The organism is Shewanella sp. SG41-3 (assembly GCF_014164545.1).
Lineage (GTDB): Bacteria > Pseudomonadota > Gammaproteobacteria > Enterobacterales > Shewanellaceae > Shewanella > Shewanella vesiculosa.
Window position 1 is genome coordinate 156,133 of sequence record NZ_JACJFJ010000001.1, and the last position, 24,072, is coordinate 180,204.

The 24,072-nt window shown below is 42.4% G+C and carries 17 protein-coding genes and 1 tRNA gene; 14 read left to right on the forward strand and 4 right to left on the reverse strand.

Annotated features, from left to right (window positions below; genetic code table 11):
* Positions 1 to 185: 185 nt before the first annotated feature.
* The 13 genes from H5164_RS00745 (at position 186) to H5164_RS00805 (ending at position 16,395) form a co-directional block, all read left to right on the forward strand.
* Positions 186 to 950 carry a gamma-glutamyl-gamma-aminobutyrate hydrolase family protein gene (locus tag H5164_RS00745; protein ID WP_182742484.1) on the forward strand — a complete coding sequence of 255 codons (765 nt, stop codon included), beginning with the start codon at positions 186 to 188 and terminating at the stop codon, positions 948 to 950.
* A 2-nt stretch (positions 951 to 952) separates the two neighbouring features.
* Positions 953 to 2,308 carry a glutamine synthetase family protein gene (locus H5164_RS00750; protein ID WP_124017035.1) on the forward strand — a complete coding sequence of 452 codons (1,356 nt, stop codon included), beginning with the start codon at positions 953 to 955 and terminating at the stop codon, positions 2,306 to 2,308.
* A gap of 97 nt (positions 2,309 to 2,405) precedes the next feature.
* Complete coding sequence (locus H5164_RS00755; RefSeq protein ID WP_310736162.1) at positions 2,406 to 3,806, forward strand: aspartate aminotransferase family protein; 1,401 nt, start codon at positions 2,406 to 2,408, stop codon at positions 3,804 to 3,806.
* A gap of 258 nt (positions 3,807 to 4,064) precedes the next feature.
* A complete protein-coding gene (locus H5164_RS00760; RefSeq protein ID WP_124017037.1) occupies positions 4,065 to 5,165 on the forward strand; it encodes a polyamine ABC transporter substrate-binding protein in 1,101 nt (366 codons plus the stop codon).
* A 156-nt stretch (positions 5,166 to 5,321) separates the two neighbouring features.
* Positions 5,322 to 6,458 (forward strand): polyamine ABC transporter ATP-binding protein, encoded by a 1,137-nt coding sequence (gene potA / locus H5164_RS00765; protein WP_124017038.1) that lies wholly within the window; start codon positions 5,322 to 5,324, stop codon positions 6,456 to 6,458.
* Positions 6,455 to 7,354 carry an ABC transporter permease subunit gene (locus H5164_RS00770; protein ID WP_124017039.1) on the forward strand — a complete coding sequence of 300 codons (900 nt, stop codon included), beginning with the start codon at positions 6,455 to 6,457 and terminating at the stop codon, positions 7,352 to 7,354. The genes potA and H5164_RS00770 overlap by 4 nt, the downstream gene beginning before the upstream one ends.
* Positions 7,351 to 8,166, forward strand: coding sequence for an ABC transporter permease subunit (locus tag H5164_RS00775; RefSeq protein ID WP_124017040.1), 816 nt, complete (start codon positions 7,351 to 7,353; stop codon positions 8,164 to 8,166). The genes H5164_RS00770 and H5164_RS00775 overlap by 4 nt, the downstream gene beginning before the upstream one ends.
* A 220-nt stretch (positions 8,167 to 8,386) precedes the next feature.
* Entirely contained in the window at positions 8,387 to 9,673 is a 1,287-nt protein-coding gene (locus H5164_RS00780) for an FAD-binding oxidoreductase (RefSeq protein ID WP_182754270.1), read from the forward strand.
* 67 nt (positions 9,674 to 9,740) lie between these two features.
* On the forward strand, positions 9,741 to 11,189 hold the full coding sequence (gabD, locus tag H5164_RS00785; RefSeq protein ID WP_182754273.1) for an NADP-dependent succinate-semialdehyde dehydrogenase: 1,449 nt from the start codon (positions 9,741 to 9,743) through the stop codon (positions 11,187 to 11,189).
* A gap of 11 nt (positions 11,190 to 11,200) precedes the next feature.
* A complete protein-coding gene (gene gabT, locus H5164_RS00790) occupies positions 11,201 to 12,475 on the forward strand; it encodes a 4-aminobutyrate--2-oxoglutarate transaminase (protein WP_182754276.1) in 1,275 nt (424 codons plus the stop codon).
* 135 nt (positions 12,476 to 12,610) lie between these two features.
* On the forward strand, positions 12,611 to 14,728 hold the full coding sequence (locus H5164_RS00795) for a methyl-accepting chemotaxis protein (RefSeq protein WP_124017044.1): 2,118 nt from the start codon (positions 12,611 to 12,613) through the stop codon (positions 14,726 to 14,728).
* Positions 14,729 to 14,912: 184 nt separating this feature from the next.
* Positions 14,913 to 15,572, forward strand: a complete 660-nt coding sequence (locus H5164_RS00800; protein WP_182754279.1) for an RluA family pseudouridine synthase — start codon at positions 14,913 to 14,915, stop codon at positions 15,570 to 15,572.
* Positions 15,573 to 15,672: 100 nt separating this feature from the next.
* Positions 15,673 to 16,395 (forward strand): DUF599 domain-containing protein, encoded by a 723-nt coding sequence (locus H5164_RS00805; protein ID WP_124017046.1) that lies wholly within the window; start codon positions 15,673 to 15,675, stop codon positions 16,393 to 16,395.
* 395 nt (positions 16,396 to 16,790) lie between these two features.
* Here H5164_RS00805 and H5164_RS00810 read toward each other — a convergent pair whose 3' ends face one another.
* The 3 genes from H5164_RS00810 to H5164_RS00820 all read right to left on the reverse strand — a co-directional run bounded on the left by H5164_RS00810 (position 16,791) and on the right by H5164_RS00820 (position 18,138).
* Positions 16,791 to 17,456 carry a hypothetical protein gene (locus tag H5164_RS00810; protein ID WP_182754282.1) on the reverse strand — a complete coding sequence of 222 codons (666 nt, stop codon included), beginning with the start codon at positions 17,454 to 17,456 and terminating at the stop codon, positions 16,791 to 16,793.
* A 54-nt stretch (positions 17,457 to 17,510) separates the two neighbouring features.
* Positions 17,511 to 17,888, reverse strand: coding sequence for a hypothetical protein (locus H5164_RS00815; protein ID WP_182754286.1), 378 nt, complete (start codon positions 17,886 to 17,888; stop codon positions 17,511 to 17,513).
* A 173-nt stretch (positions 17,889 to 18,061) separates the two neighbouring features.
* Positions 18,062 to 18,138 (reverse strand) — tRNA-Ile (locus H5164_RS00820).
* A 938-nt stretch (positions 18,139 to 19,076) separates the two neighbouring features.
* On the opposite strand from H5164_RS00820, the gene H5164_RS00825 reads away from it, so the two are divergent.
* A complete protein-coding gene (locus H5164_RS00825; protein ID WP_182754289.1) occupies positions 19,077 to 21,917 on the forward strand; it encodes an FAD-binding and (Fe-S)-binding domain-containing protein in 2,841 nt (946 codons plus the stop codon).
* A 182-nt stretch (positions 21,918 to 22,099) separates the two neighbouring features.
* On the opposite strand, the gene rpoD is transcribed toward H5164_RS00825, so the two are convergent.
* Positions 22,100 to 23,938, reverse strand: coding sequence for an RNA polymerase sigma factor RpoD (gene rpoD / locus H5164_RS00830; protein ID WP_124017050.1), 1,839 nt, complete (start codon positions 23,936 to 23,938; stop codon positions 22,100 to 22,102).
* Between the last annotated feature and the right edge of the window lie 134 nt (positions 23,939 to 24,072).

Below are 24,072 nucleotides of genomic sequence, written 5' to 3' on the forward strand. Positions count from 1 at the left end.
TTTTTTTATACATCTTGGTTGATTTAAAGTTAACGTAATGTATTTAAAGTGTTTTAATTTATTTTTATTAAAAGTTATTTTTATCCTCCGTTATCCTCTTGCCTAGCTAAAAAAATCCGTGTAGTGTGTGAAAAAATGAACACGTAAAACAATAAGTTCATCACATTCTTTGCTAAAGGTGAGATATGTCTCAGTCAGGTATTCCCCTCATAGGGGTAGTAGCGTGCAATCAGCAAATAGGTCTTCATCCATTTAACATAGTGGGCGAAAAATATTTGTTGAGTGTGGTCAATGGCGCAAAAGGTTTTCCCTTAGTTATCCCATCGCTTGGTGTCGATGCGCCTATTGACGCTATTCTTGCTCGTCTTGACGGCATTCTTTTCACTGGCTCACCATCAAATGTTGAACCTCACCACTACCAAGGGCTCCCTAGTGATGAGGGCACTCATCATGATCCCAAGCGTGACGCAATAACCTTACCCATGATAAAAGCTGCGATTGATGCCGGTATTCCGGTATTGGGTATTTGTCGTGGTTTTCAAGAAATGAATGTGGTGTATGGTGGCAGTTTGCATCAAAAGCTACATGAAGTTGGCACGTATATTGAACATCGTGAAGATAAGAAAGCCCCTTTAGATGAACAATATGGTATTTCGCATCAAGTAAATCTTGTCGCTGGCGGGCTTCTTCACGATGCATGGGGCTGTAACACCGCAGAGGTTAACTCTGTTCATACTCAAGGCGTTGATCGTCTTGGTGAGGGGTTACAGCCAGAAGCATTCGCTCCAGACGGATTAGTCGAAGCATTTTCTGTTAAAAATGCTAAAAATTTTGCATTAGGTGTTCAATGGCATCCAGAATGGAAAGTAACTGAAAATGCATTCTATACTGCTATTTTCGAAGCATTCGGACAAGCCTGTAGACATTATGCGGCAACACAAGTGAGATAAAAATGGATAAGTTAATCGCTTTTTTGAAAGACAAAAAAATTACCGAAGTTGAATGTGTTATCAGTGACATGACTGGGATTGCACGTGGCAAGATAGCCCCAGTAGATAAGTTTGTATCAGAAAAAGGCATGCGTTTACCTGAGAGTGTGTTGTTACAAACAGTGACTGGTGATTTCATCGATGATGAGATTTACTATCAACTTCTTGATGATGCCGATATCGATTTTGTTTGTGTGCCAGACGAAAACGCTGTTTTCATGCTGCCATGGACTGTTGAAGCTACCGCTCAGGTTATTCACGATTGTTATGATCGTATGGGCAACCCGATTGAACTGTCACCGCGTAATGTATTGAAGAAAGTACTAAAGCTTTATGAAGATAAAGGCTGGGAACCGGTTATTGCGCCAGAAATGGAATTCTACCTCACCAAACGCTCTGACGACCATGATTTACCGCTTAAGCCACCTATTGGTCGCTCTGGTCGCCCAGAAGCTGGACGTCAGTCTTTCTCTATCGACGCTGCTAACGAATATGATCCTTTGTTCGAAGACATGTATGACTGGTGTGAAGTTCAAGGCCTTGATATTGATACCTTGATCCATGAAGACGGTCCGGCACAAATGGAGATTAACTTCAGCCATGGCAATGCATTGTCATTAGCCGATCAGGTGTTCATTTTTAAGCGTACATTGAAAGAAGCTGCGTTAAAGCATGATGTGTGTGCCACGTTCATGGCCAAGCCAGTTACCGATGAGCCTGGTAGTGCAATGCACATTCACCAAAGCGTGCTTGATATTAAAACCGGTAAAAATATTTTCACTAAAGAAGATGGTACTCAAAGCAAATTATTCCTTAGCTACATTGCGGGCTTACAACAGTACATTCCAGAATTGTTACCGTTAATGGCGCCAAGTGCTAACTCGTTCCGCCGTTTCTTGCCTGGTACATCTGCACCCGTAAACCTTGAATGGGGCGTTGAAAACCGTACTTGTGGCTTACGTATTCCAGAATCATCACCACAAAATCGTCGTATTGAAAACCGTATTCCAGGTGCCGATGCTAACTGTTATCTCGCGATTGCTGCCAGCTTATTATGTGGTTATATCGGTATGGTTGATGATTTAAAACCTTCTACGCCTGTGACCGGCAAGTCAAACGAAAGCCGTACTAATAATGACAACTGCTTACCTTTGACCTTAGAAGAAGCGTTAGTTGCGATGCAAACCAGTGATGCTTGTATTGAGTATCTAGGCCAATCATTTACCACAGGTTTTGTGGCGGTTAAGCAAGCAGAGCTTGAAAACTTTAGACGCGTTGTAAGTTCATGGGAACGTGAGTTCTTATTATTAACCGTGTAATGATAGTTGAGAACGTTAACTTAGATTACTAATGTTTGTGGATAACAACAGGTAGCAAATAAACATTAATTTGTTACCTGTTTGTAAGGATACCAGTATGCCAAACCCATTACCGACAGATGCGATGAGCCAGCAACATGAGCTTGAGCGTCTGCAAACTGCAGATAAACAACATTTTATTCATCCATTCACCGACTCAAAGGGGTTAGCCGAAAAAGGGACTCGGGTGATTGAACGTGCAGATGGCGTCTATTTGTGGGATGTAATGGGACATAAACTGCTCGATGCGATGGCAGGTTTATGGTGTGTCAATGTGGGTTATGGTCGCCAGTCAATCGTTGATGCCGCCAGCCAGCAGATGCAGAAGCTACCTTTTTATAATAGTTTTTTTCAATGCTCTCATCCTCCTGCAATTGAGTTAGCTCAAAAAATTGCTTCTCTGGCTCCAGCGCACATGAATAATGTGTTTTTTACCGGGTCAGGCTCTGAGTCAAATGACACTAATTTGCGCATGGTGCGACGTTATTGGGATTTAAAAGGTAAGCCAAACAAGAAAACCATTATCAGTCGAGTGAATGCTTACCATGGTTCAACGGTTGCCGGGGCCAGTTTAGGTGGTATGTCTGGCATGCATGAACAAGGTGATTTACCTATTCCTGGTGTGGTGCATATTGCGCAACCTTATTGGTATGCAGAGGGCAAAGACTTGTCTGCTGAAGCATTTGGGTTACAAACAGCACAGGCATTAGAAGCCAAAATCATTGAGCTAGGCGAAGACAATGTTGCCGCGTTTATTGCTGAACCTTTTCAGGGCGCGGGTGGGGTGATTATTCCACCTTCAACATATTGGCCTGAAATAAAACGCATTTTAGCCAAATACGATATTTTATTTATTCTTGATGAAGTGATCAGCGGCTTTGGCCGCACCGGAAAGTGGTTTGCGGCAGAGTATTATGATTTGCAGCCTGATCTCATCACTATCGCCAAAGGCATGACTTCGGGTTATGTGCCAATGGGCGGGGTGATTGTGTCAGACAAAGTGGCAGACGTTATTAAGCAAGAATGTGGCGAATTTACCCATGGTTTTACTTATTCCGGTCATCCGGTTGCCGCTGCCGCTGCATTAGAGAATATTCGTATTATTGAGCAAGAAAAATTAGTTGAACGTGTGGCAAATGATAGTTCGCCGTATTTACAGTCGCGCTTACAACAATTGGCCGAACATCCATTAGTGGGTGAGGTTCGCGGCATTGGTTTAGTTGCCGCCATAGAGTTAGTGAAAGATAAAGCATTACGGCAGCGATTTGACGCCAAGGTCGGTGTTGGAACATATTGCCGCGATGCGTGTATCACTCATGGTTTAGTTATGCGTTCGGTCGGCGACACTATGATTATTTCGCCACCATTAACCATTAGCCACGCAGAAATTGACGAGCTAGTGAGTAAAGCAACCCAAGCATTAAATGACACTTATCAACACCTAAATATACTCAACTAATACATAATTACTGAATGATTATTGCGATATAGTGATTTTTTAACCAATTGCATTTAGCAGATCTAGTAATCGAAAATGTTTTTGATAGTATTCACAGTGAAAGGCGAAAGTGATGTTGCGTTAACCATACCGATGCATAGTTAAGTTGTAGCATTGGATAATTTCTTTCAATAGAAAGAAGATTTTACACGCTGTTAAGATCTAGCGAAAAAAACGAATGTCAGTACCATTCTGACCATTATCCAAAAGGGAGAAAGTATGAAGCTATTAAACAAACTATCCACAGTGGCCTTAATTACAGCAGGTGTGTTTGCTAGCACCGCTATTCAGGCTCAGGAAGTGGTTAAAATGTACAACTGGTCGGATTATATTGCCGAAGATACTTTAGCCAATTTTGAGAAAGAAACCGGTATTCATGTCATTTATGACGTGTTCGACAGCAATGAAGTACTTGAAGCAAAATTACTTTCTGGCCACAGCGGTTATGACATTGTTGTTCCGTCTAATCACTTTTTAGCAAAGCAAATTAAAGCGGGCGCTTTTCAAAAACTTGATCGCGCTAAGTTGACTAATTATGCCAACTTAAAGCCTGATTTAATGAAACAGCTTCAAAAAGCCGATCCCGATAACCAGTATGCAATCCCTTATTTATGGGGCACTAATGGTATCGGATACAATATCGATAAAGTCAAAGCGGTATTAGGTGAAGATGCGCCATTTGATTCTCTAGAGTTAATTTTTAATCCTAAGTACGCAGAAAAAATCGCATCATGTGGTTTTTCGATGTTAGATTCTGCTGATGATATGTTACCTCAAGCGCTGATTTATTTAGGCTTAGATCCTAACAGTAAAAATCCTGATGATTATGAAAAAGCCGCCGAAGTATTGGAAAAAGTACGTCCTTACGTCACGTATTTTCATTCATCACGCTACATCTCTGATTTAGCGAATGGCGATATTTGTGTCGCGTTTGGTTTCTCTGGTGATGTATTCCAAGCAGCTGCACGTGCAGATGAAGCCGGTAACGGTAATAAGATTGGCTATTCTATTCCAAAAGAAGGCGCCAACTTATGGTTTGATATGTTAGCTATTCCACAAGATGCCACTAACATTGATAACGCCCATAAGCTGATAAACTATTTACTTCGCCCTGAAGTGATTGCACCTATCAGTAACTATGTTGCTTACGCAAATCCTAACGCACCAGCACAAGCATTAGTTGACGAAGCTATCCGTAATGACCCAGCCATTTACCCACCTCAATCGGTAATTGATAAGTTATATATTGGTGATATTCGTCCATTAAAAATTCAACGTGTAGTCACACGTGCTTGGACTAAAGTGAAGTCAGGTCAATAACCTTTCTCGCTCATAACAGGGCGAGTTTCTCGCCCTGTTTTTTAAACATATTTATGTATTTATTGGCTAATTTAGCCATCTAACAGATTGTTACGTGTGCCCTGAAACAGACTTTTCTGTTGTGGTATGCACACTCCAAAAAGGCGGAGCAGTATTATGGTAAACACCTCGGGCGTCACCAATAAACCAATCACAAAGACGCAAGATAAAGTACTGCTTAAAATTGAGCGTGTGAGTAAAATTTTCGACGACGTCCGTGCAGTAGACGATGTGTCGTTAACCATTAATCGTGGCGAAATATTTGCGCTGCTGGGTGGTTCAGGTTCTGGTAAGTCAACTTTATTACGTATGTTAGCGGGCTTTGAAAAGCCAAGTGAAGGGCGTATTTTCCTTGATGGTGTCGACATAACTGATATGCCGCCATACGAGCGTCCTATTAATATGATGTTCCAATCATATGCATTATTTCCGCATATGACGGTTGAGCAAAATATCGCTTTTGGATTAAAGCAAGACAAAATGCCCAAGGCTGATATTGCCGTGCGGGTTAAAGAAATGCTTAAACTGGTGCACATGGAAAAGTACGGTAAACGCAAACCGCATCAGTTATCAGGTGGCCAGCGTCAGCGTGTGGCACTCGCTCGTTCGTTAGCGAAACGACCTAAATTATTATTACTTGATGAGCCAATGGGCGCATTAGATAAAAAGCTGCGTACGCAAATGCAGTTAGAAGTGGTCGATATTTTAGAAGCGGTAGGCGTGACTTGTGTGATGGTTACCCACGACCAAGAAGAAGCCATGACCATGGCTGGACGCATTTCTATTATGCATGAAGGGTGGATTGCACAAACTGGCAGCCCAATGGATATTTATGAGTCGCCGGCCAGTCGAATGGTGGCAGAGTTTATTGGTACGGTTAATTTATTTGATGGTGAGATCATCGAAGATGAAGTTGACCACGCAATCATTAAGTCTCCAACCTTATCGCAGCTGTTTTATATTGGTCACGGTATTTCAACCAGCCTTGAAAATAAACATGTATTTTTAGCTTTGCGCCCAGAAAAAACCATTATTAGCCGTCAAAAGCCCGAAAGTGATTACAACTGGGCTCATGGTGTAGTGCATGATATTGCTTATCTTGGTGGCTTATCAGTGTATTACATTAAGTTAAAAAACAATCAAATTGTCCAATGCTCAATGATTAATCGTGAACGCCGCGCCGATCATCCTACATGGGAAGAAGAGGTTTACATCAGTTGGGAAGACACCAGCGGGGTTGTATTGAACTCATGAAGAATCCATTGAAAATATTCAAAGGCCGACATCTCACCATGGGGATTCCATACCTATGGTTGTTATTGTTTTTTGCCTTACCGTTCGCCATTGTGCTAAAGATTAGTTTTTCTACTGCTGCGATTGCGATTCCACCTTACGAGGCAACATTTAATTATGTAGATGAGGCACTCAATATATTCGTTAACTTGGGTAACTATTTATTGTTATTGCAAGATTCGATGTATTACATGGCTTATCTGACCTCATTAAAAATGGCTTTCTTTGCCACTATTGGGTGTCTGGTACTCGGTTTTCCAATGGCTTATGCCATTGCCCGTGCTCCAGTAAAGATGCAGGCGGTATTACTGCTGTTGGTCATGCTGCCATCGTGGACTTCATTTTTGATCCGCATTTATGCCTGGATGGGTATTTTAAGCAATAACGGTCTAATTAATAATGCCTTGATGTGGTTAGGGGTTATTTCAGAACCGATACAAATGCTCAATACTAACTTTGCTGTGTACATAGGTATTATTTATGCCTACCTGCCGTTTATGATTTTGCCGCTGTACGCCACTCTGGTTAAATTGGATTTAAGCTTAATTGAAGCGGCCTCAGATTTAGGCTCTAGCAGTCTTAATACCTTCTGGAAAATCACTCTACCATTATCAAAGGGCGGTGTTATCGCTGGCTCTATGTTGGTATTTATCCCTGCGGTAGGTGAGTTTGTTATTCCTGAATTACTGGGCGGCCCAGACACGTTAATGATTGGTAAGGTGTTGTGGCAAGAGTTCTTTAATAACCGCGACTGGCCTGTAGCGTCATCATTAGCCATTGTGATGTTAGCGTTACTGATTATCCCGATTACCTTGTTCCATCGATATCAGTCACGCAACATGGAGAACGATCTATGAAGAACTTAAGTTTCTCTAAAGTGATGTTGTGGTTTGGATTGATATTTTTATATGCGCCAATGCTTATTTTGGTGATCTATTCATTTAATGAATCAAAATTGGTTACCGTATGGGGAGGTTTTTCACCTAAATGGTATGGCGAACTATTTCAAGATGAGCAAATATTAAATGCCGTCTGGACCAGTTTACGCATCGCCTTTTACAGTTCTACTATGGCGGTGATAATTGGTACGATGGCGGCATTTGTTATGACCCGTTTTAGACGCTCATGGGCTAAGTTAACCCTGTCTAATATGATTACTGCTCCTTTGGTTATGCCAGAAGTCATCACCGGTTTGTCGTTATTATTATTATTTGTACAGATATCAGAAACCTTTGGCTGGCCCACTGAGCGTGGCATGTTTACCGTGTGGATTGCTCACTCTACTTTCTGTGCGGCTTATGTTGCTGTGGTGGTGTCGTCAAGACTGCGTGAACTGGACTTATCAATTGAAGAAGCTGCGATGGATTTAGGTGCAACGCGATTAAAAACCTTCTTTTTGATTACCATACCCATGATAGCCCCATCTCTTATTGCTGGTTGGTTATTATCATTCAGTTTGTCATTAGATGATTTAGTGATTGCCAGCTTTACCTCTGGTCCGGGTTCTACAACCTTGCCAATGGTCGTGTTTTCGTCTGTGCGTTTAGGGGTATCACCTAAGATTAACGCGCTAGCGACAATTATTATTTTAGCTGTGTCCTTGGTTGCTTTCCTGTCTTGGTATTTAGCCCGCCGAGCAGAGAAAAAAGCCAAAGCTGCGATGGAATAACATCATTCAATAGACCAAGATTAAAAGCCATACTGACATCAGTATGGCTTTTTTATTCGCTATGTCTGCTACTCAAATGTTTTTACGCTATTTTGATTACGTGGGTGTTTAATATATTCTACAAAGTGTCAAAAATTTCATAGTAAATGCTAGTTTTTGAATTTGCTTAAGTGTAGGATGAATCAGTTGTTTTACGTTTTGAACCTATAAAGGAAGTGCTATGTCCGCCACACCTCATGCTAGTTCATATTATGCCGCGTCGGCTAATGATAAAGTTGAACGCCCTCGCTTAGAATCTATAATTGAAACAGATGTTTGTATCATTGGCGCGGGCTATACCGGGCTGTCTTCTGCGTTACATTTATTAGAAAGCGGCATGAAAGTTGTGGTGCTTGAAGCAGCAAGGATTGGCTGGGGAGCATCCGGTCGAAACGGTGGTCAAATCGTCAATTCTTTTAGTCGCGATATTGATTCTATTGAAGGTGTTGTCGGCAAAGAACAAGCTAAGTTATTTGGTAAAATGGCATTCGAAGGTGGCCAAATTATTCGTGATCGTATTGCCAAATACAACATTGATTGTGATCTAAAAGATGGCGGTGTATTTGCCGCCATGAACGCAAAACAAATGCGTCATTTAGAAGGTCAAAAATCCTTATGGGAAGCGCATGGTCATAACAATCATTTAGAGTTACTCGATCATAATGGCATACGTAATGTCGTCAATACCGATTTATATGTTGGTGGTTTGCTCGATAAAAGCGGTGGTCATATTCACCCTCTAAACCTTGCTTTAGGCGAGGCTCGTGCGGTTGAATCTCTTGGTGGGCTAATTTTTGAAGACTCTGCTGTTATAAAGGTAGATGACGGTGCTTCACCGATTGTGCATACCGCGCTGGGCCAAGTTAAGTGTAAATACGTGGTAGTTGCAGGTAATGCATATTTAGGAAAGTTACTGCCAGAGCTGCAAGCTAAATCCATGCCGTGTGGTACTCAGGTGATCACCACTGAACCATTGTCTGATGAAATGGCAGCCAGTTTACTGCCACAAGATTATTGCGTAGAAGATTGTAATTATCTATTAGATTATTACCGCCTTACCGGAGATAAACGCCTGGTATTTGGTGGCGGCGTAGTTTACGGCGCACGCGATCCTGCTAACGTTGAAGCCTTAATTATGCCTAAGTTATTAAAGACCTTCCCGCAATTAAAAGGGACTAAGGTGGATTACGCTTGGACAGGTAATTTTTTAATGACCTTGTCGCGTTTACCGCAAGTGGGACGTATTGGCGACAATATTTATTACTCACAAGGCTGTAGTGGCCATGGGGTTACCTACACTCATTTGGCGGGTAAGCTGATTGCTGAAATGCTTAATGGTCAAGCCACACGTTTTGATGCTTTTGCCGCATTACCTCATTATCCATTCCCTGGTGGTCATGCTATGCGTGTACCGTTTAGTGCCATAGGCGCTTGGTATTACACCCTTAGAGATAAGTTTGGAATTTAACCTGCTTTACGTACTGGTAGAGAGAGTGCGAGTAGGTTGAGTACAAACGTCAGTTTAGGAGAATATTGTGAAATTAATCGATCCAAGTTTATTACGTCAACAGTGCTACATTAATGGCCAGTGGCGCAATGCCGATAGTGGTAAAACGATTGCCATAGCGAATCCTGGCACGCATGAGGTCATTGGTCATGTTCCTGTGATGGGCAATGCCGAAACACTTGCGGCTATCGATGCTGCAAATGCGGCGCTACCAGCGTGGCGAGCATTAACCGCAAAAGATCGCGGCCAAAAGCTGCGTCGTTGGTTTGAGCTAATGTTGCAACACAGCGATGATTTAGCACTATTGATGACCACAGAACAAGGCAAACCACTTGCCGAAGCTAAAGGTGAAGTGGCTTATGCCGCGTCCTTTATTGAATGGTTTGCAGAAGAAGCTAAGCGTGTGTATGGCGATACTATTCCTGGGCATCAAGCAGATAAACGTATTACGGTTATTAAGCAGCCTGTTGGCGTTACCGCGGCGATTACACCATGGAATTTCCCTGCGGCTATGATTACTCGTAAAGCCGCGCCAGCATTAGCTGCTGGTTGTACTATGGTCGTTAAGCCTGCGCCGCAAACGCCATTTACCGCATTAGCATTAGCCGAGTTAGCTGAGCGTGCTGGTATTCCTGCAGGTGTATTTAGTGTGGTTACCGGTGACTCAATCGCCATCGGTAAGGCCATGTGCGACAGCCCAATTGTGCGTAAGTTATCGTTTACTGGCTCAACACCAGTTGGTATTAAACTGATGGAGCAATGCGCGCCAACACTGAAAAAACTATCACTTGAGCTAGGTGGCAATGCACCGTTTATCGTATTCAATGATGCAGATATTGATGCTGCCGTTGAAGGCGCAATGATTGCCAAATATCGTAATGCGGGTCAAACCTGTGTGTGTGCCAATCGTATTTATGTGCAATCGGGCGTTTACGATGAATTTGCGCAACGTCTCGCTGTCGCGGTGGCTAAGCTTAAAGTGGGACTAGGTACAGAAACGGGTGTAACCACTGGACCATTGATCAACGCCGATGCCGTAGCAAAAGTTCAGCTTCATTTAGATGATGCTGTAGCAAAAGGTGCGCAGATCCTTGCTGGTGGTAAACCTCATGATCTTGGTGGCTATTTCTTCGAACCGACTATTTTAACCGGCGTAACACGCCAGATGTTAGTGGCAACCGAAGAGACTTTTGGTCCTTTGGCTCCATTGTTTAAGTTTGATGATGTTGATGATGTGATCAAGCAAGCAAACGACACTGAGTTTGGTTTAGCGGCGTATTTTTACGGTCGTGATATTTCGTTAGTGTACAAGGTTGCTGAAGCGCTTGAATATGGCATGGTTGGCGTCAACACAGGATTAATCTCGACTGAAGTAGCACCTTTTGGTGGTATTAAATCGTCTGGGTTAGGCCGTGAAGGTTCAAAGTTTGGTATCGAAGAATACCTGGAAATGAAATATATCTGCATGTCAGTTTAAGAGAGTGGGCAATGACTAAAACAAATGATGGACTAATGGCACGTCGCCAAGCGGCAGTGGCTCAAGGTGTAGGACAGATCCACCCAATCTTTACTGAACGAGCGGAAAACGCCACAGTATGGGATGTTGAAGGCCGTGAATATATTGATTTTGCAGGTGGTATCGCCGTACTTAACACCGGCCATTTACACCCTAAAGTTAAAGCAGCAGTGGCAGCGCAGTTAGAGGCGTTCTCACATACTTGTTTTATGGTGCTTGGCTACGAAAGTTACATTGAAGTGTGTGAAAAACTCAATCATCTGGTGCCTGGTGACTTTGCTAAAAAAACCGCGTTGTTCACCAGTGGTTCGGAAGCGGTTGAAAACGCCGTTAAAGTCGCGCGGGCTTATACCAAACGAGCGGGGGTTATTGCATTTACATCTGGTTACCATGGTCGCACTATTGCTGCCCTGGCATTAACTGGCAAAGTTGCCCCCTACAGTAAAGGCATGGGCTTAATGTCAGCTAACGTGTTTAGAGCTGAATTTCCATGTGAAATGCATGGCGTGTCTGAAGACGATGCTATGGCATCGATAGAGCGCATTTTTAAAAATGATGCTGAGCCTGCTGATATTGCTGCCATCATTTTAGAACCCGTTCAAGGCGAAGGTGGTTTCTACGCCGTGACGCCATCATTTATGAAACGTCTACGTGAACTCTGTGACGCCCATGGCATTGTATTAATCGCTGATGAAGTGCAAACCGGTGCGGGTCGTACAGGCACGTTTTTTGCGATGGAGCAAATGGGCGTAGCAGCAGATATCACTACCTTTGCTAAGTCAATTGCCGGTGGTTTCCCATTATCAGGCATTACTGGTAAAACCGAAGTGATGGATGCCGTTACTGCAGGTGGTTTGGGCGGCACTTATGGTGGTAGCCCTATTGCTTGTGCTGCGGCATTAGCCGTTATCGAAGTGTTTGAAGAAGAGCAATTGTTAGCCCGTGCCAATCAAGTGGGTAACAAACTCAAATCAGCATTAACCGACATGCAGGCTAAATACCCGCAAATTGCTGATGTTCGAGGCTTAGGTGCAATGATCGCCATTGAGCTGATGGAAGACGGTGAGCCTGCGCCGCAGTATAGTGGCAAAATTTTAGCTGAAGCGCGAAGCCGTGGGCTTATTTTATTGTCATGTGGCACCTACGGTAACGTTATTCGTGTATTAGTTCCGTTAACAGCGCCTGATACACAAATTGATGCCGGTCTGGCGATTATGGATACCACATTTCAAGCGGTGTTTAAATAACCAGTCTTTTTATGATCTAGAATAAATAAAATCCTGCTTTTGTGGGATTTTTTTTGGATTAAACAAACTTAATTTTTAAAGCTGACTACACTTTATTTATATCTAAAAATCATACTAAAGCAGGAGCCCACTTGAATGAAGGAATTATCCATTAGGTCAAAGTTGTTATGGATCACCTCGACATTATTTATTGTCACAGTAATTTCACTTTCTCTAAGTCTCTGGCTGGGATTAAAAGAAAAAAATGCTGAGTTAGCCACACAAGTAGAGATAGCGCTAAAGCAAGAGATTAACGACAAACTGTCAGCAAGAGCCGGGGAATATGGCGAACGAGTGGCGGGATTTATTAATGAGGCCTATAGGATCCCTTTTTCATTTGCTGGCTTACTTGAGCAAAGCTCAAAAAAAGATCCTTTAAGTCGTGAACGTGTTGAGTTGTCTGTCGCTGCAATACTTCAAAAAAATAGCCAACTGTCATCTATGTACGCGCAATTTGAACCAAATGGTTATGATGGTCTTGATAGTGAATACACTCAAGGTGCACCTCACAGTGTCGTGAGCTCGGGCACCATGGAAATATATTATACTCGCAATGATGATGGCACTGTTGAGCAGAACCAAGTTGATGATGCTGCTGAAAAATATATTACGACGTTAAATGAGTTTGGTATGCGCGAAGCAGAGTGGTACTTATGCGCGAAAGATACTAAGAAGCCTTGTTTAATGGAGCCTTATTTATACGAAATCACCCCAGGTAATACAGCGTTAATGACCTCGCTAACCGTGCCTGTGATTGTTGATAACCAATTTAAAGGTTTAGTTGGTGCAGATATTAATTTGCCGATATTTCAAACCATGATCATGGAATTATCTAAAAGCTTATATGGTGGAGAGGCCAAGGTGACCTTGGTGAGCCAAAAAGGATTTGTGGTCGCTGCCAGTCATTATAAAAAGCTTGCTAGACCCTTGAGTGAGTCTGTAGGGCCAGAATTGGCCAAAAAACTGTTGGCGTTAAACAATTCATCGGGGTTTGTTAATGAGCCCAATACTATCGCTGTGGCTTATCCTATTAATATTCCTATCGCCAATGCGACTTGGTCATTAATTATTGAAGCGCCAAAAAGTAACGCATTTATGGCGGTTGATGATATGAACACTGCCATGAATGAGATGGCAACGTCGCTGGGGAGTTTACTGCTAACCATAGGCATCATAGTTACCGCTATTGCTGTATTGATTATCAGTCTGGTGATTAAGAGCATTATTTCGCCGCTTAATATGATCCAAGCTAGGGTTGAGAACCTTGCCAGTGCAGAAGGTGATTTAACCCAATCGATTGAAGTTGAATCCCATGCGGAATTAATTGCTCTTGGCAGTGGTATCAATGCCTTTATTGCGAAATTACGTTATCTGATCTCCGAACTAAAAGTGCTTGCAGACCGCTCACAGCAAGAAAGTATTAAGTCGGCAGACATTGCTAAGCACACTCGCGAAAGTGTTAATCGTCAATATGGCGAAATTGAAAGTGTGGTTACTGCGGTTAATCAAATGAGTGCTACCGCGCTAGAAGTGGCAAAAGCTTCTGAGCAAACGGCAATGGAAACCGAGTCAATGACTGTCAATGTTAAAGATGGTCAGACGCGTTTAACCCAGGCTATGGTGTTTGTTGAAGGTATGTCGACAGATTCTGAGCAAGCTCAGAAAGCGGTGGGCATGGTGTCGCAAAGTAGCTCCAATATTAGCCGTATTTTAGAGGTGATCAGTTCGATTGCTGAACAAACTAATCTATTAGCACTAAACGCAGCGATTGAGGCGGCCCGTGCCGGAGAACAAGGTAGAGGTTTTGCTGTTGTTGCTGATGAAGTGAGGACTCTAGCGTCTAGAACGCAAAAGTCGACTAATGAAATTAGTACCTTAATTGAATCGTTACAAAAAGAAGTTAAAAATGCTTCGAGTATTATTGATAAAGGCGCTCAAGGTGCACAAAAAGCCGTAGAGCAAACTCAGCTGGCATTGCAGTCGCTTAATGCCATTGTAGAACAAATTAACGAGGTGTCTGGTCAGGTGACGCATATTGCTACCGCCGCAGAGGAGCAGAGTGCGGTAACCGAAGAGGTTAATCGTAACATTACTGGTATTTCGGATTCTGCATCAGAATTGTCACAGCTTGCCGACAGCGCTCAGCAAAGCAGTGACAGTTTAGCCAAGCTAGTGGATGAGCAGCATCAGCAGTTGGCAAAATTACGAACTTAATTCTGTATGCTGTTGTGTGAATATGAAAAAAGGTGGCTTATTAGCCACCTTTTTTATTGTTGTCCCGCTCAAGGTAGGACATCTGCTAAGATGTTACTCATTGGGTATGGCGACTACGATATGGTTATCACAAATATCATGTTACTAAGATATGATGGTTATTAAGATATGCTGACGAAATATTATGACTGAATTTATTGCGCCACCTTGTGATGGAATTATTGATGTTTTATACCAAGATGAACATCTACTGCTTATCAATAAGCCAACAGGTTTATTGAGTCTTTCGGGGAAAAATCCATTAAATAAGGATTCAGTACACTATCGTTTAGTGCAAGATTTTCCTACGGCAACCTTAGTACATCGACTTGATTTTGGTACCTCTGGCATCATGCTGGTGGCATTAAACAAAGTCATCAATGGATTATTAACAAAACAGTTTCAGCAGCGCACTATTACTAAACACTATACCGCTATACTTTATGGCGATGTAGTTAACGACTTTGGTGATATTAGGTTACCGATAGCCAAAGACAGCGAGCATTTTCCGTTAATGAAAGTGTGTCATCACCATGGCAAGCTCGCTCACAGTCAATACCAGGTAATAAAGCGACATCAAGAGGGGATATCTACCCGAGTGGAATTTACCCCTATAACTGGACGTACACACCAGTTACGTTTGCACAGCCAACAAATCAGTCATCCTATTTTAGGGTGTGACTTGTACTATAATGAACATTCTCAGCAGATGTCGAGTCGCTTGATGTTACACGCTAGTGGATTATCTTTTACTCATCCAGTGACCGAACAAAGGATCGATTATGTTTGTCCAAGTCCCTTTTAATGAGTGAGCTATTTAACCGCTCAACAAACAAACTGATTTTAGCATGATGAAATCTAATGCATAATCAATCTATTATTTATTATTACGCGGGTTAATCAGTATGGTTATGTCTTGGTTAGATGCGCTAGCGTTAAGTGTATTTTTGGTCAGTTGGATCGGTTATACCAGTTTTGCCAAACGTAAAGCGAAAAACACCAACTGTATTGCGCGAGTGATGCATCAGCAGCGCATACATTGGATGTCACAAGTTATCGCCAAAGAAATACGTGTGGCCGAAGCGGCATTGTTGGCTAATTTAGAGCGTAATATTGCATTTTTTGCTTCCACAACCTTACTGATCATTGCGGGGGTATTAACGCTTTTTTCGCAAGTGGAAAAGCTTGAAACTGTTATTGGTTCTATTCCTTTTACCTCATCGCCTAACCATGCCTTGGTCCAAGTCAAACTGGCTCTTTTAGCTGGTATCTTCGTGCTAGCTTTTTTCCAATTTACTTGGTCTATGCGTCAATATGGTTTTGTGAATATCATGATTGGGGCCGCGCCATTAGATAAAACTGGCACCGATAAAAATGCACTTGGCTACGCAAGGCAAATGGCTGTTGTGCAAGATCAAGCTGCACATTCATATAACTACGGCCTACGATCTTATTATTATTCCATGGCCGCATTGTGCTGGTTTATGCATCCTGGGATATTTATTTTGGCCAGTTTATTTGTGGTATACACTTTGTACCAACGCGAGTTTAATTCTAAAGCCGTGGTAGCCATTACCGCCGCCCAAGCCTTCCTAGAAAAAAATCCGGCCTATATCCGTCGAGACTAGGGCGGCAATGTCAACTGAGCCACTCTCGTGAGACGCTTATGCAAATGAGCAAATGCTATTGTGGCTTAGATATATTCTAAATAACCTCAACGTGGGATAACAAACGCCCTCAAACAGCCCTTTGCCTTGCCAGCAGCGTTGAATGAACCTGCAATAAAGTCGCTATTGACGCGACTATTCGCTTTGTGAATAACATAAATGACAAGTGTGAGAGTGGTTAACTTCTAAGCTTATTATCATTACGTATTAATATTTGAAGGTCATGCTGAATGAAAATAACGTTGCGGACGTCAAAGAGGTTCACACTCTGAGTTTCTTAACCAATACGCGCAGGCATAGTTTTCTTACATCGTAAGGGGGAGTTTTTTCACACGTTAGAGATTAGTCGATTTTAATTACTGTCTAGCAAGCTTTTTATTCAACCGTTCAATACGTTTCTTATAATCATCCGTCCAGCCTTGTTCCAATGCTTGTTTGGATAATTTTATTGCACCTTTAATATCCCCTTCTTTTTCAAGAATGATTGCTAGCTGTTTATAGCCTGTATGTGAAGGAAGCATTTGTGGTTCATCATAATAAGGATGTCTAATCTCTGTTATTTTATGTAACCGTTTTAATTCTTCCGGCTTTTCTGGGAATATAAGTTTTTTGGCAACTTTACTGGCCAAAGAAATTTGTATTAGGCAAAGTTCTTTGGCTTTTTCATAATGCTTGTTGTCTGATCTTAATGAATAATGATGCTGAATAAGCGATGCAAGAGCTAGATGGATGTCGACAAGATTTATATTCGCTGTCTTATCACTTTTAGTAAGCTCGCTTTCTGCTTTGGTCTTGAGTATTTCTTTTGCTGGGGATTCAGCTACGTGTGACAACGTGAGTAACAGACTTAATTTACCAAATCCATCGCTGAAATGCATTTTATCTACGTTCTGGTATAAAAAAGGTGTTTCACTAATAGATGAGCCCATCTGACGATAGTCGTTAGCAATTTGTTTTCTTTGGCTTGTTGTTAGTGATTGAATCCACCAATCTTTTAGATCAAACTTATCTAATATGTCCATTTGTCACTTCATAAATCTAAGCGTCCTTAACGAATTAACATTAAGGACTGTGAGCTACCTAATTGAACTTTGAGTGTTGAGGTTCATGTTCATTGGCGCATGAGTTTCAGCAAAATTGATAACAATGCCATCTCGAAGAAGAATGTCTAGTGTATGGGTTGTAAAGTCAGATGTTGTTTTCAGCGTGAACGCTTGGGCTGAGGAACTACCTTCTGTATAGCTATAAATCCACTTAACATCAGTTTCATTCAGCACAGTCTTTACAGACGGCTGACCAAATAAGGTAATGATATCCGTCTCAGTTGTTTTGCCTTTTGTTATTTTGGCTGTTTGATCTGAACTGAAGTTATTACCCATGTTCACATTAGAAGTGTATGTGCAGGCAGAGAGAAGTATTGCAGCACTAAACGTTAATATCCCTGTAAGTTTCATTATTATCCCTAACTAACGTGTGTAAAAAATATACTCTATAAAGTTAGTGAAATATAAGCAAGCAAGATAAAAACTAATATGAGTTTGAACACTTGGTCACCCATTACAGCAACATGAACATTCAGAAACGAAAAAGCCGTAGTAGGTGTTATCCTGCTACGGCTTATCTGAATTGGTGGCCCCTCACAGACTTGAACTGTGGACCTGACGATTATGAGTCGTATGCTCTAACCAACTGAGCTAAGGGGCCGACTTAAGCTAGTCGTCACTAACAAAAGCGTGTGCAGTATACGAAGTTTATTTGTGCTTGTCACCTCTGATGTTGCAAGAATTCTATTGAAATGATTCAACTGGTTATCTGTTAATCAGTACAACTAAATATCCATAACAAGCTTGCAGGTATTTGTCGCACTTAAATGCCAAACAGAGAGGTTGATCGCAGTTACTGCGGATGACTTTTTTGTCACAACGTTCCCCCGTGATGACTTGTGCTATTCAGCCTGAATCTCAGTGGTGATTTTTTTGTAAAAGTCCGTCCAAATGACAACTATCCTCATTGCCCCTTCATTGCCAGGTCGTCGGCGCCATTTAGCCAAAAATGCTAACGCTTCCTCTATATCCCAGTGCTGTAGCGCATGTTTAATCCGATTCTGTGAAGGCGGTGTGTGTGCTTGGTTTTGTTTTGTTATTTTCTGTGATCGAGTTGACCAATAACGTTTTGATATCAGGGGGTTGTTCACGTTAATAGTACAAATTTCGAGCTGATTTAAAGGTTGAGATTAAGGTCTAAAGTATTTGCAGTATGTTGCGTTTAACTCTGCTAAAAAGGTAGACAAGGTATTATTACGTCAGTCAGTAAACCCATGTACTGCACCATAATAATGTGTTCTTAATAACGAGAATCGTTTTGGCTGCAAGTTACAATTATTTCTATTTTGATCCCAAATTGCTTTAGCTTGAAATCAAGGTAACAACAATACAAGCACGAGTATAAATTGGCAGTCTTAAATAGTTGGGGCAAATATTTGCATGATATTAGTCGAAATCAACATGCAGGAATGTCTGACCAAAATGCTTATCTTGGCTATGTCGAGGTCATCAAGTTACGGTGCAAAGTCGGCATAACGTTTTAGATGGAGTCTACTATGACTCTGTTCACATATAGATGACATGAATGGGGATACACACATGTTGCAATCTAATTTGACCGTGCTTGCCGATAAATTAGGCCAACTCCTTGAGCCTTCTCGAGTTCATACCGATTACATACGCCGCGTAGCTTGGGGTACAGACGCTTCTTTTTACCAAAAGCGTCCACAAATGGTTGTCCACACTAAAGATGAAGCTGAGGCGTCAAAAGTATTGGCGCAATGTTATCAGAGTGCGACTCCAGTGACCTTTAGGGCTGCAGGTACAGCGCTTTGTGGTCAGGCTATTTCTGATTCAGTTTTGATGGTTGCAGGCCTTCACTGGAATCGCTTTAAGGTGCTAGAAGCGGGCAAGAAGGTACAAATGCAGCCCGGAGTCATAGGTTCTAGACTGAATAGTGCGCTGGCGCCTCTGGGATGGAAATTTGGGCCAGATCCGGCCACCATAGCCTCTGCAATGGCGGGTGGGATTGTGTCTAATAATGCTTCTGGAATGAACTGTGGTACGCATCATAACTCTTATCAATTAATCGACTCTGCACGAATCATCTTTGCCGATGGCTCGATTTTAGACACCGCAAATGCGCAAAGTCGTGAAGCGTTTAAGCAACAGCATCCTGATATCATCAAAGGTATCGAAGCCATTCGTGACGAAATCATGGCTAATCAGGAACTCGTTAACCGTATCAAGCGTAAGTATTCGATTAAAAACGTAACGGGTTTTGGTATGAACTCTTTCGTTGATCATCACGATCCTATCGACATTATTTTACACTTGATGGTTGGCTCTGAAGGTGCCCTAGGGTTCTTATCTGAAATCACCATGAACAGTGTGGTTAAAAACAATTTTTCTGCGTCGGCAATGGTGTATTTCGATTCACTTCGTGGAGCTTGTGAGGCCATTGTTGAGCTGCGACGAGATGCCTTCAAAGAAACCAATGCTGCCGAGTTATTAGATAACTTTGCCCTCAAGGCTGTTGCTCAATCTAAATATCAAACGCCAGACTTTCTAAAACATGTTCACAAAGATGTGACGGCGGTATTATTCGAGACCTTTGGCGACAGTCAGGAGCAGATTGATGCTAACGTTGCTAAAATGTCAGTGATTATGGCTAAGCACGGTTTGTATCGTGATGTCGAGTTCACCCAAGATCCAGCAGTTGTCACTAATATGTGGGCCATTCGTAAAGCCATTTTCCCGCTGGCCGGTTCAATGCGCCCAGTCGGTACGTCTTGTATTATCGAAGATATCGCCTTTCCTATTGAGGTGTTGCCACAAGCCACCATAGATTTACAAAACTTATCTTTTGCCCATGGTTATGATGATGCGGTGATCTATGGTCATGCCCTTGAAGGTAACTATCACGTTATCTTCGCTCAGGACTTCTCTACTAAAGCTGAAGTGGAACGTTTCGAAGGCTTTATGCAAGGAATGGCTGATCTAGTTGTTGGATATGACGGATCGCTTAAAGCTGAACACGGTACAGGCTTTGGCATGGCTGCATTCGTTGAAAAAGAATGGGGGAGCGCGGTTTATGACTTGATGAAGCGAGTTAAGAAAACCCTGGACCCAAACGGTATTTTAAACCCAGGGGTCATCATTAACGATGACCCACTCTGTCACGCAAAAGGCTTTAAGCCCATGCCAAAAGTGCATGATATTGTTGATAAATGCATTGAGTGTGGATTTTGTGAACCGCATTGTGTGGCCCATGGCTTAACCTTGTCTCCACGTCAACGTACTGCTGTTGCGCGTGTCATGAAAACCTTAGAAGCCACAGGTGATGAGCCTGACGTCTTGGCTGACCTAAAGAAGAACTATCCTTACTTTGCCATCGACACCTGCGCTGCAGATGGCCTGTGTAAACTCGGTTGTCCAATGGCAATTGATACCGGTAAATATATGAAAGTATTGCGGGCCGAAGGGGCCAGTAATATGGATAAGAAAATTTCTGATTTTACTGCCGATCGTTTTGGTAGCATGGAATCTGTGGCTCGATTTGCGCTAGGTGCCACTGACATTAGCCGTAAAGTGATTGGCGAATCAGGTATGGGGGCAATCACTAAAATCGTTCGTAAGATTATGCCTAGCATGCCGATCCCATTGTGGACTGAAGGTATGCCGACACGGGGCAAAGCTTTACCAACGGCTAAAACCTCTGGTGACATGAAAGCTGTTTATTTCCCTGCATGTTTGAACCGTATGATGGGCACCAGTGCTAAACATGATGATCAGCGCTCTTTGCCTGAAACGATTGTGAGCCTATTCGAAAAGGCTAATATCGAGATGATCCTAGGTGAGAAGACCAAAGGCTTATGTTGTGGTCAGCCTTGGGAGTCTTATGGTCACGACGAAGCGGCTGATCGTAAGTCTGATGAGCTCTCTGTGTGGTTATTAAAGGCGTCTAACAATGGTGAATACCCAATTTTAGTGGCCACCACTGCCTGTCTTGAGCGGATGCGCCGAGCTTGTGATAGCCGTTTACAGATGTATGGCCCTGAAGAGTTTGCTTTTGAATTCTTGGTTGATCGTCTACACATAAACAAAGTTGTTGATAAAGTGGCTGTTCATCCAACCTGTACCACTCGTAAGCTTGGTATGGCTGGTAAGTTAACTGAGCTTGCCAAACTTTGTGCTACCGAGGTTGTGGTGCCTGAGAAGGTTGGGTGTTGTGGCATGGCGGGTAACCGCGGTATGAATTACCCTGAGCTTAATGAGCATGGTCTTCGTCATTTAAAAGAGGAGACTAAAGATCAAGGTTGTACTCATGGTTACTCAGTATCAGCAACCTGTGATGTTGGGTTAACGACCCACTCAGGTATTCCGTATAAAAATATCTTAACGCTACTCGATAAAGCATCTAGCAAAAAACAGCACTAATACGCTTATATTGATATTCATTAGCCCACGAAATAGCGTGGGCTTTTTTAGCTTTACGGATGTCATACCCATGTTATTCACTACCTGAACCGTTTATCGAGTGGCAAGCTTGGCAATCTATATAAAAAAACCCAGCATATGCTGGGTTTTTATAGTCTTGCTATAGAGCGTAAACCTTACGTTTACTCGTCTAAGAACGACTTTAAGATTTCTGAGCGAGAAGGGTGACGTAATTTACGTAACGCTTTAGCTTCAATTTGACGAATACGTTCACGTGTTACATCAAACTGCTTGCCCACTTCTTCTAACGTGTGGTCGGTATTCATGTCGATACCAAAACGCATACGCAGTACTTTTGCTTCACGGGCTGTTAGGCCAGCTAGGACTTCGTGTGTAGCGTTCTTTAGACTTTCGCTTGTGGCTGAGTCTAATGGTAGCTCGAGGGTAGTGTCCTCGATAAAATCACCTAAATGCGAATCTTCATCGTCACCGATTGGGGTTTCCATTGAGATTGGCTCTTTAGCGATTTTCAGTACCTTACGAATTTTATCTTCAGGCATCATCATACGTTCTGCCAATTCTTCAGGAGACGGCTCACGGCCCATTTCTTGAAGCATTTGACGCGAAATACGATTCAACTTGTTGATGGTTTCGATCATGTGTACTGGAATACGGATCGTACGCGCTTGGTCAGCGATTGAACGAGTGATTGCCTGACGGATCCACCACGTTGCATAAGTCGAAAACTTGTAACCACGACGGTATTCAAACTTGTCTACCGCTTTCATCAAACCAATGTTACCTTCTTGAATCAAATCCAAGAACTGTAAACCACGGTTGGTGTATTTTTTAGCAATCGAGATAACCAAACGTAAGTTAGCTTCAACCATTTCTTTTTTCGCACGGCGCGCTTTCGCTTCACCGATAGACATACGACGGTTAATGTCTTTGATGCCTGCGATGGTTAAATCTGTTTCAACTTCGATAGCACCTAACTTGGTCACACAACGTGTGACGTCATCAGTGATCATACGCAAGCCTTCAGCGTAAGGTTTGGTGCTGGCTTTTTCTTTGTTGAACCAATCTAAGTTTGTTTCGTTGCCAGTGAATGCTTTAATAAAGTTTTTCTTTGGCATTTTAGCTTGTTCAACACACAGTTTAATGACCAAGCGTTCTTGAATTCGAACGCGGTCCATCATGTTGCGCATGCTTTTAACTAAACGATCAAACTGTTTTGGTACTAAACGGAATTCTTTGAATAATTCACCAATAACAAATAATGAGCCAATCGCTTCAGGATGGTCACGGCCTTTTGTGGCAATGATCGCTAAGCTTTTTTCGTAGGCTTCTCTAAGTTGAGTGAATTTTTCTTTAGCTTCTTCAGGATCAGGCCCTTTGTTGCCTTCTTCCTCTTCTTCATCGTCATCATCATCATCGTCATCATCATCGTCATCTTTTTTAGAGTCCGCTAATTCAGAACCAATGTTGGTGGCGGTAGGGGCGACGTCATCGTCGTCAGGATTGATAAATCCAGAGATAATATCAGACAAGCGCAATTCTTCAGCTTCATACTTATCGAATTGTTCTAAGATCATTGCAATCGCTTGAGGGTACTCACTGACAGAACTCTGTACAGTGTTGATACCTTCTTCGATACGTTTAGCAATAACAATTTCGCCTTCGCGGGTAAGTAGCTCTACCGTGCCCATCTCACGCATATACATGCGTACAGGGTCTGTGGTTCGGCCTAACTCACTTTCTACGGTTGCGAGAGCTGCCGCTGCTTCTTCTGCAGCATCTTCGTCTGTGTTGTCTTCCGACATCATCATGTCATCGGCATCTGGCGCTTCTTCAAAAACGCGGATACCCATGTCATTTATCATCTGGATAATATCTTCAATCTGATCGGAATCGACCATGTCTGCAGGTAAGTGGTCGTTCACTTCTGCATAGGTTAAATAACCTTGCTCTTTACCTTTAGCGAGCAACAGTTTGAGTTGCGACTGCGGAGTGTGATCCATAGATATCATCCAATTTTGGGGAACTGATAAAACGATAGGCCAGTTAGCTATGCTAAGTGGCACGCAAATCGTCAATTATAGCTGTGTGGGCTAACCTTAGCTAGTCCATGGCAATGTTTGTTCGCATATTCTTA

Bases quoted from the DNA above. Each gene is read 5' to 3' on its own strand.
- H5164_RS00745 (WP_182742484.1), top strand. From the start codon at position 186: ATGTCTCAGTCAGGTATTCCCCTCATAGGGGTAGTAGCGTGCAATCAG.
- H5164_RS00770 (WP_124017039.1), top strand. From the start codon at position 6,455: ATGAAGAATCCATTGAAAATATTCAAAGGCCGACATCTCACCATGGGG.
- H5164_RS00825 (WP_182754289.1), top strand. From the start codon at position 19,077: ATGTTGCAATCTAATTTGACCGTGCTTGCCGATAAATTAGGCCAACTC.
- H5164_RS00775 (WP_124017040.1), top strand. From the start codon at position 7,351: ATGAAGAACTTAAGTTTCTCTAAAGTGATGTTGTGGTTTGGATTGATA.
- H5164_RS00810 (WP_182754282.1), bottom strand. From the start codon at position 17,456: ATGGACATATTAGATAAGTTTGATCTAAAAGATTGGTGGATTCAATCA.
- H5164_RS00815 (WP_182754286.1), bottom strand. From the start codon at position 17,888: ATGAAACTTACAGGGATATTAACGTTTAGTGCTGCAATACTTCTCTCT.
- H5164_RS00760 (WP_124017037.1), top strand. From the start codon at position 4,065: ATGAAGCTATTAAACAAACTATCCACAGTGGCCTTAATTACAGCAGGT.
- H5164_RS00755 (WP_310736162.1), top strand. From the start codon at position 2,406: ATGCCAAACCCATTACCGACAGATGCGATGAGCCAGCAACATGAGCTT.
- H5164_RS00750 (WP_124017035.1), top strand. From the start codon at position 953: ATGGATAAGTTAATCGCTTTTTTGAAAGACAAAAAAATTACCGAAGTT.
- H5164_RS00795 (WP_124017044.1), top strand. From the start codon at position 12,611: ATGAAGGAATTATCCATTAGGTCAAAGTTGTTATGGATCACCTCGACA.
- potA (WP_124017038.1), top strand. From the start codon at position 5,322: ATGGTAAACACCTCGGGCGTCACCAATAAACCAATCACAAAGACGCAA.
- H5164_RS00800 (WP_182754279.1), top strand. From the start codon at position 14,913: ATGACTGAATTTATTGCGCCACCTTGTGATGGAATTATTGATGTTTTA.
- H5164_RS00780 (WP_182754270.1), top strand. From the start codon at position 8,387: ATGTCCGCCACACCTCATGCTAGTTCATATTATGCCGCGTCGGCTAAT.
- gabT (WP_182754276.1), top strand. From the start codon at position 11,201: ATGACTAAAACAAATGATGGACTAATGGCACGTCGCCAAGCGGCAGTG.
- H5164_RS00805 (WP_124017046.1), top strand. From the start codon at position 15,673: ATGGTTATGTCTTGGTTAGATGCGCTAGCGTTAAGTGTATTTTTGGTC.
- rpoD (WP_124017050.1), bottom strand. From the start codon at position 23,938: ATGGATCACACTCCGCAGTCGCAACTCAAACTGTTGCTCGCTAAAGGT.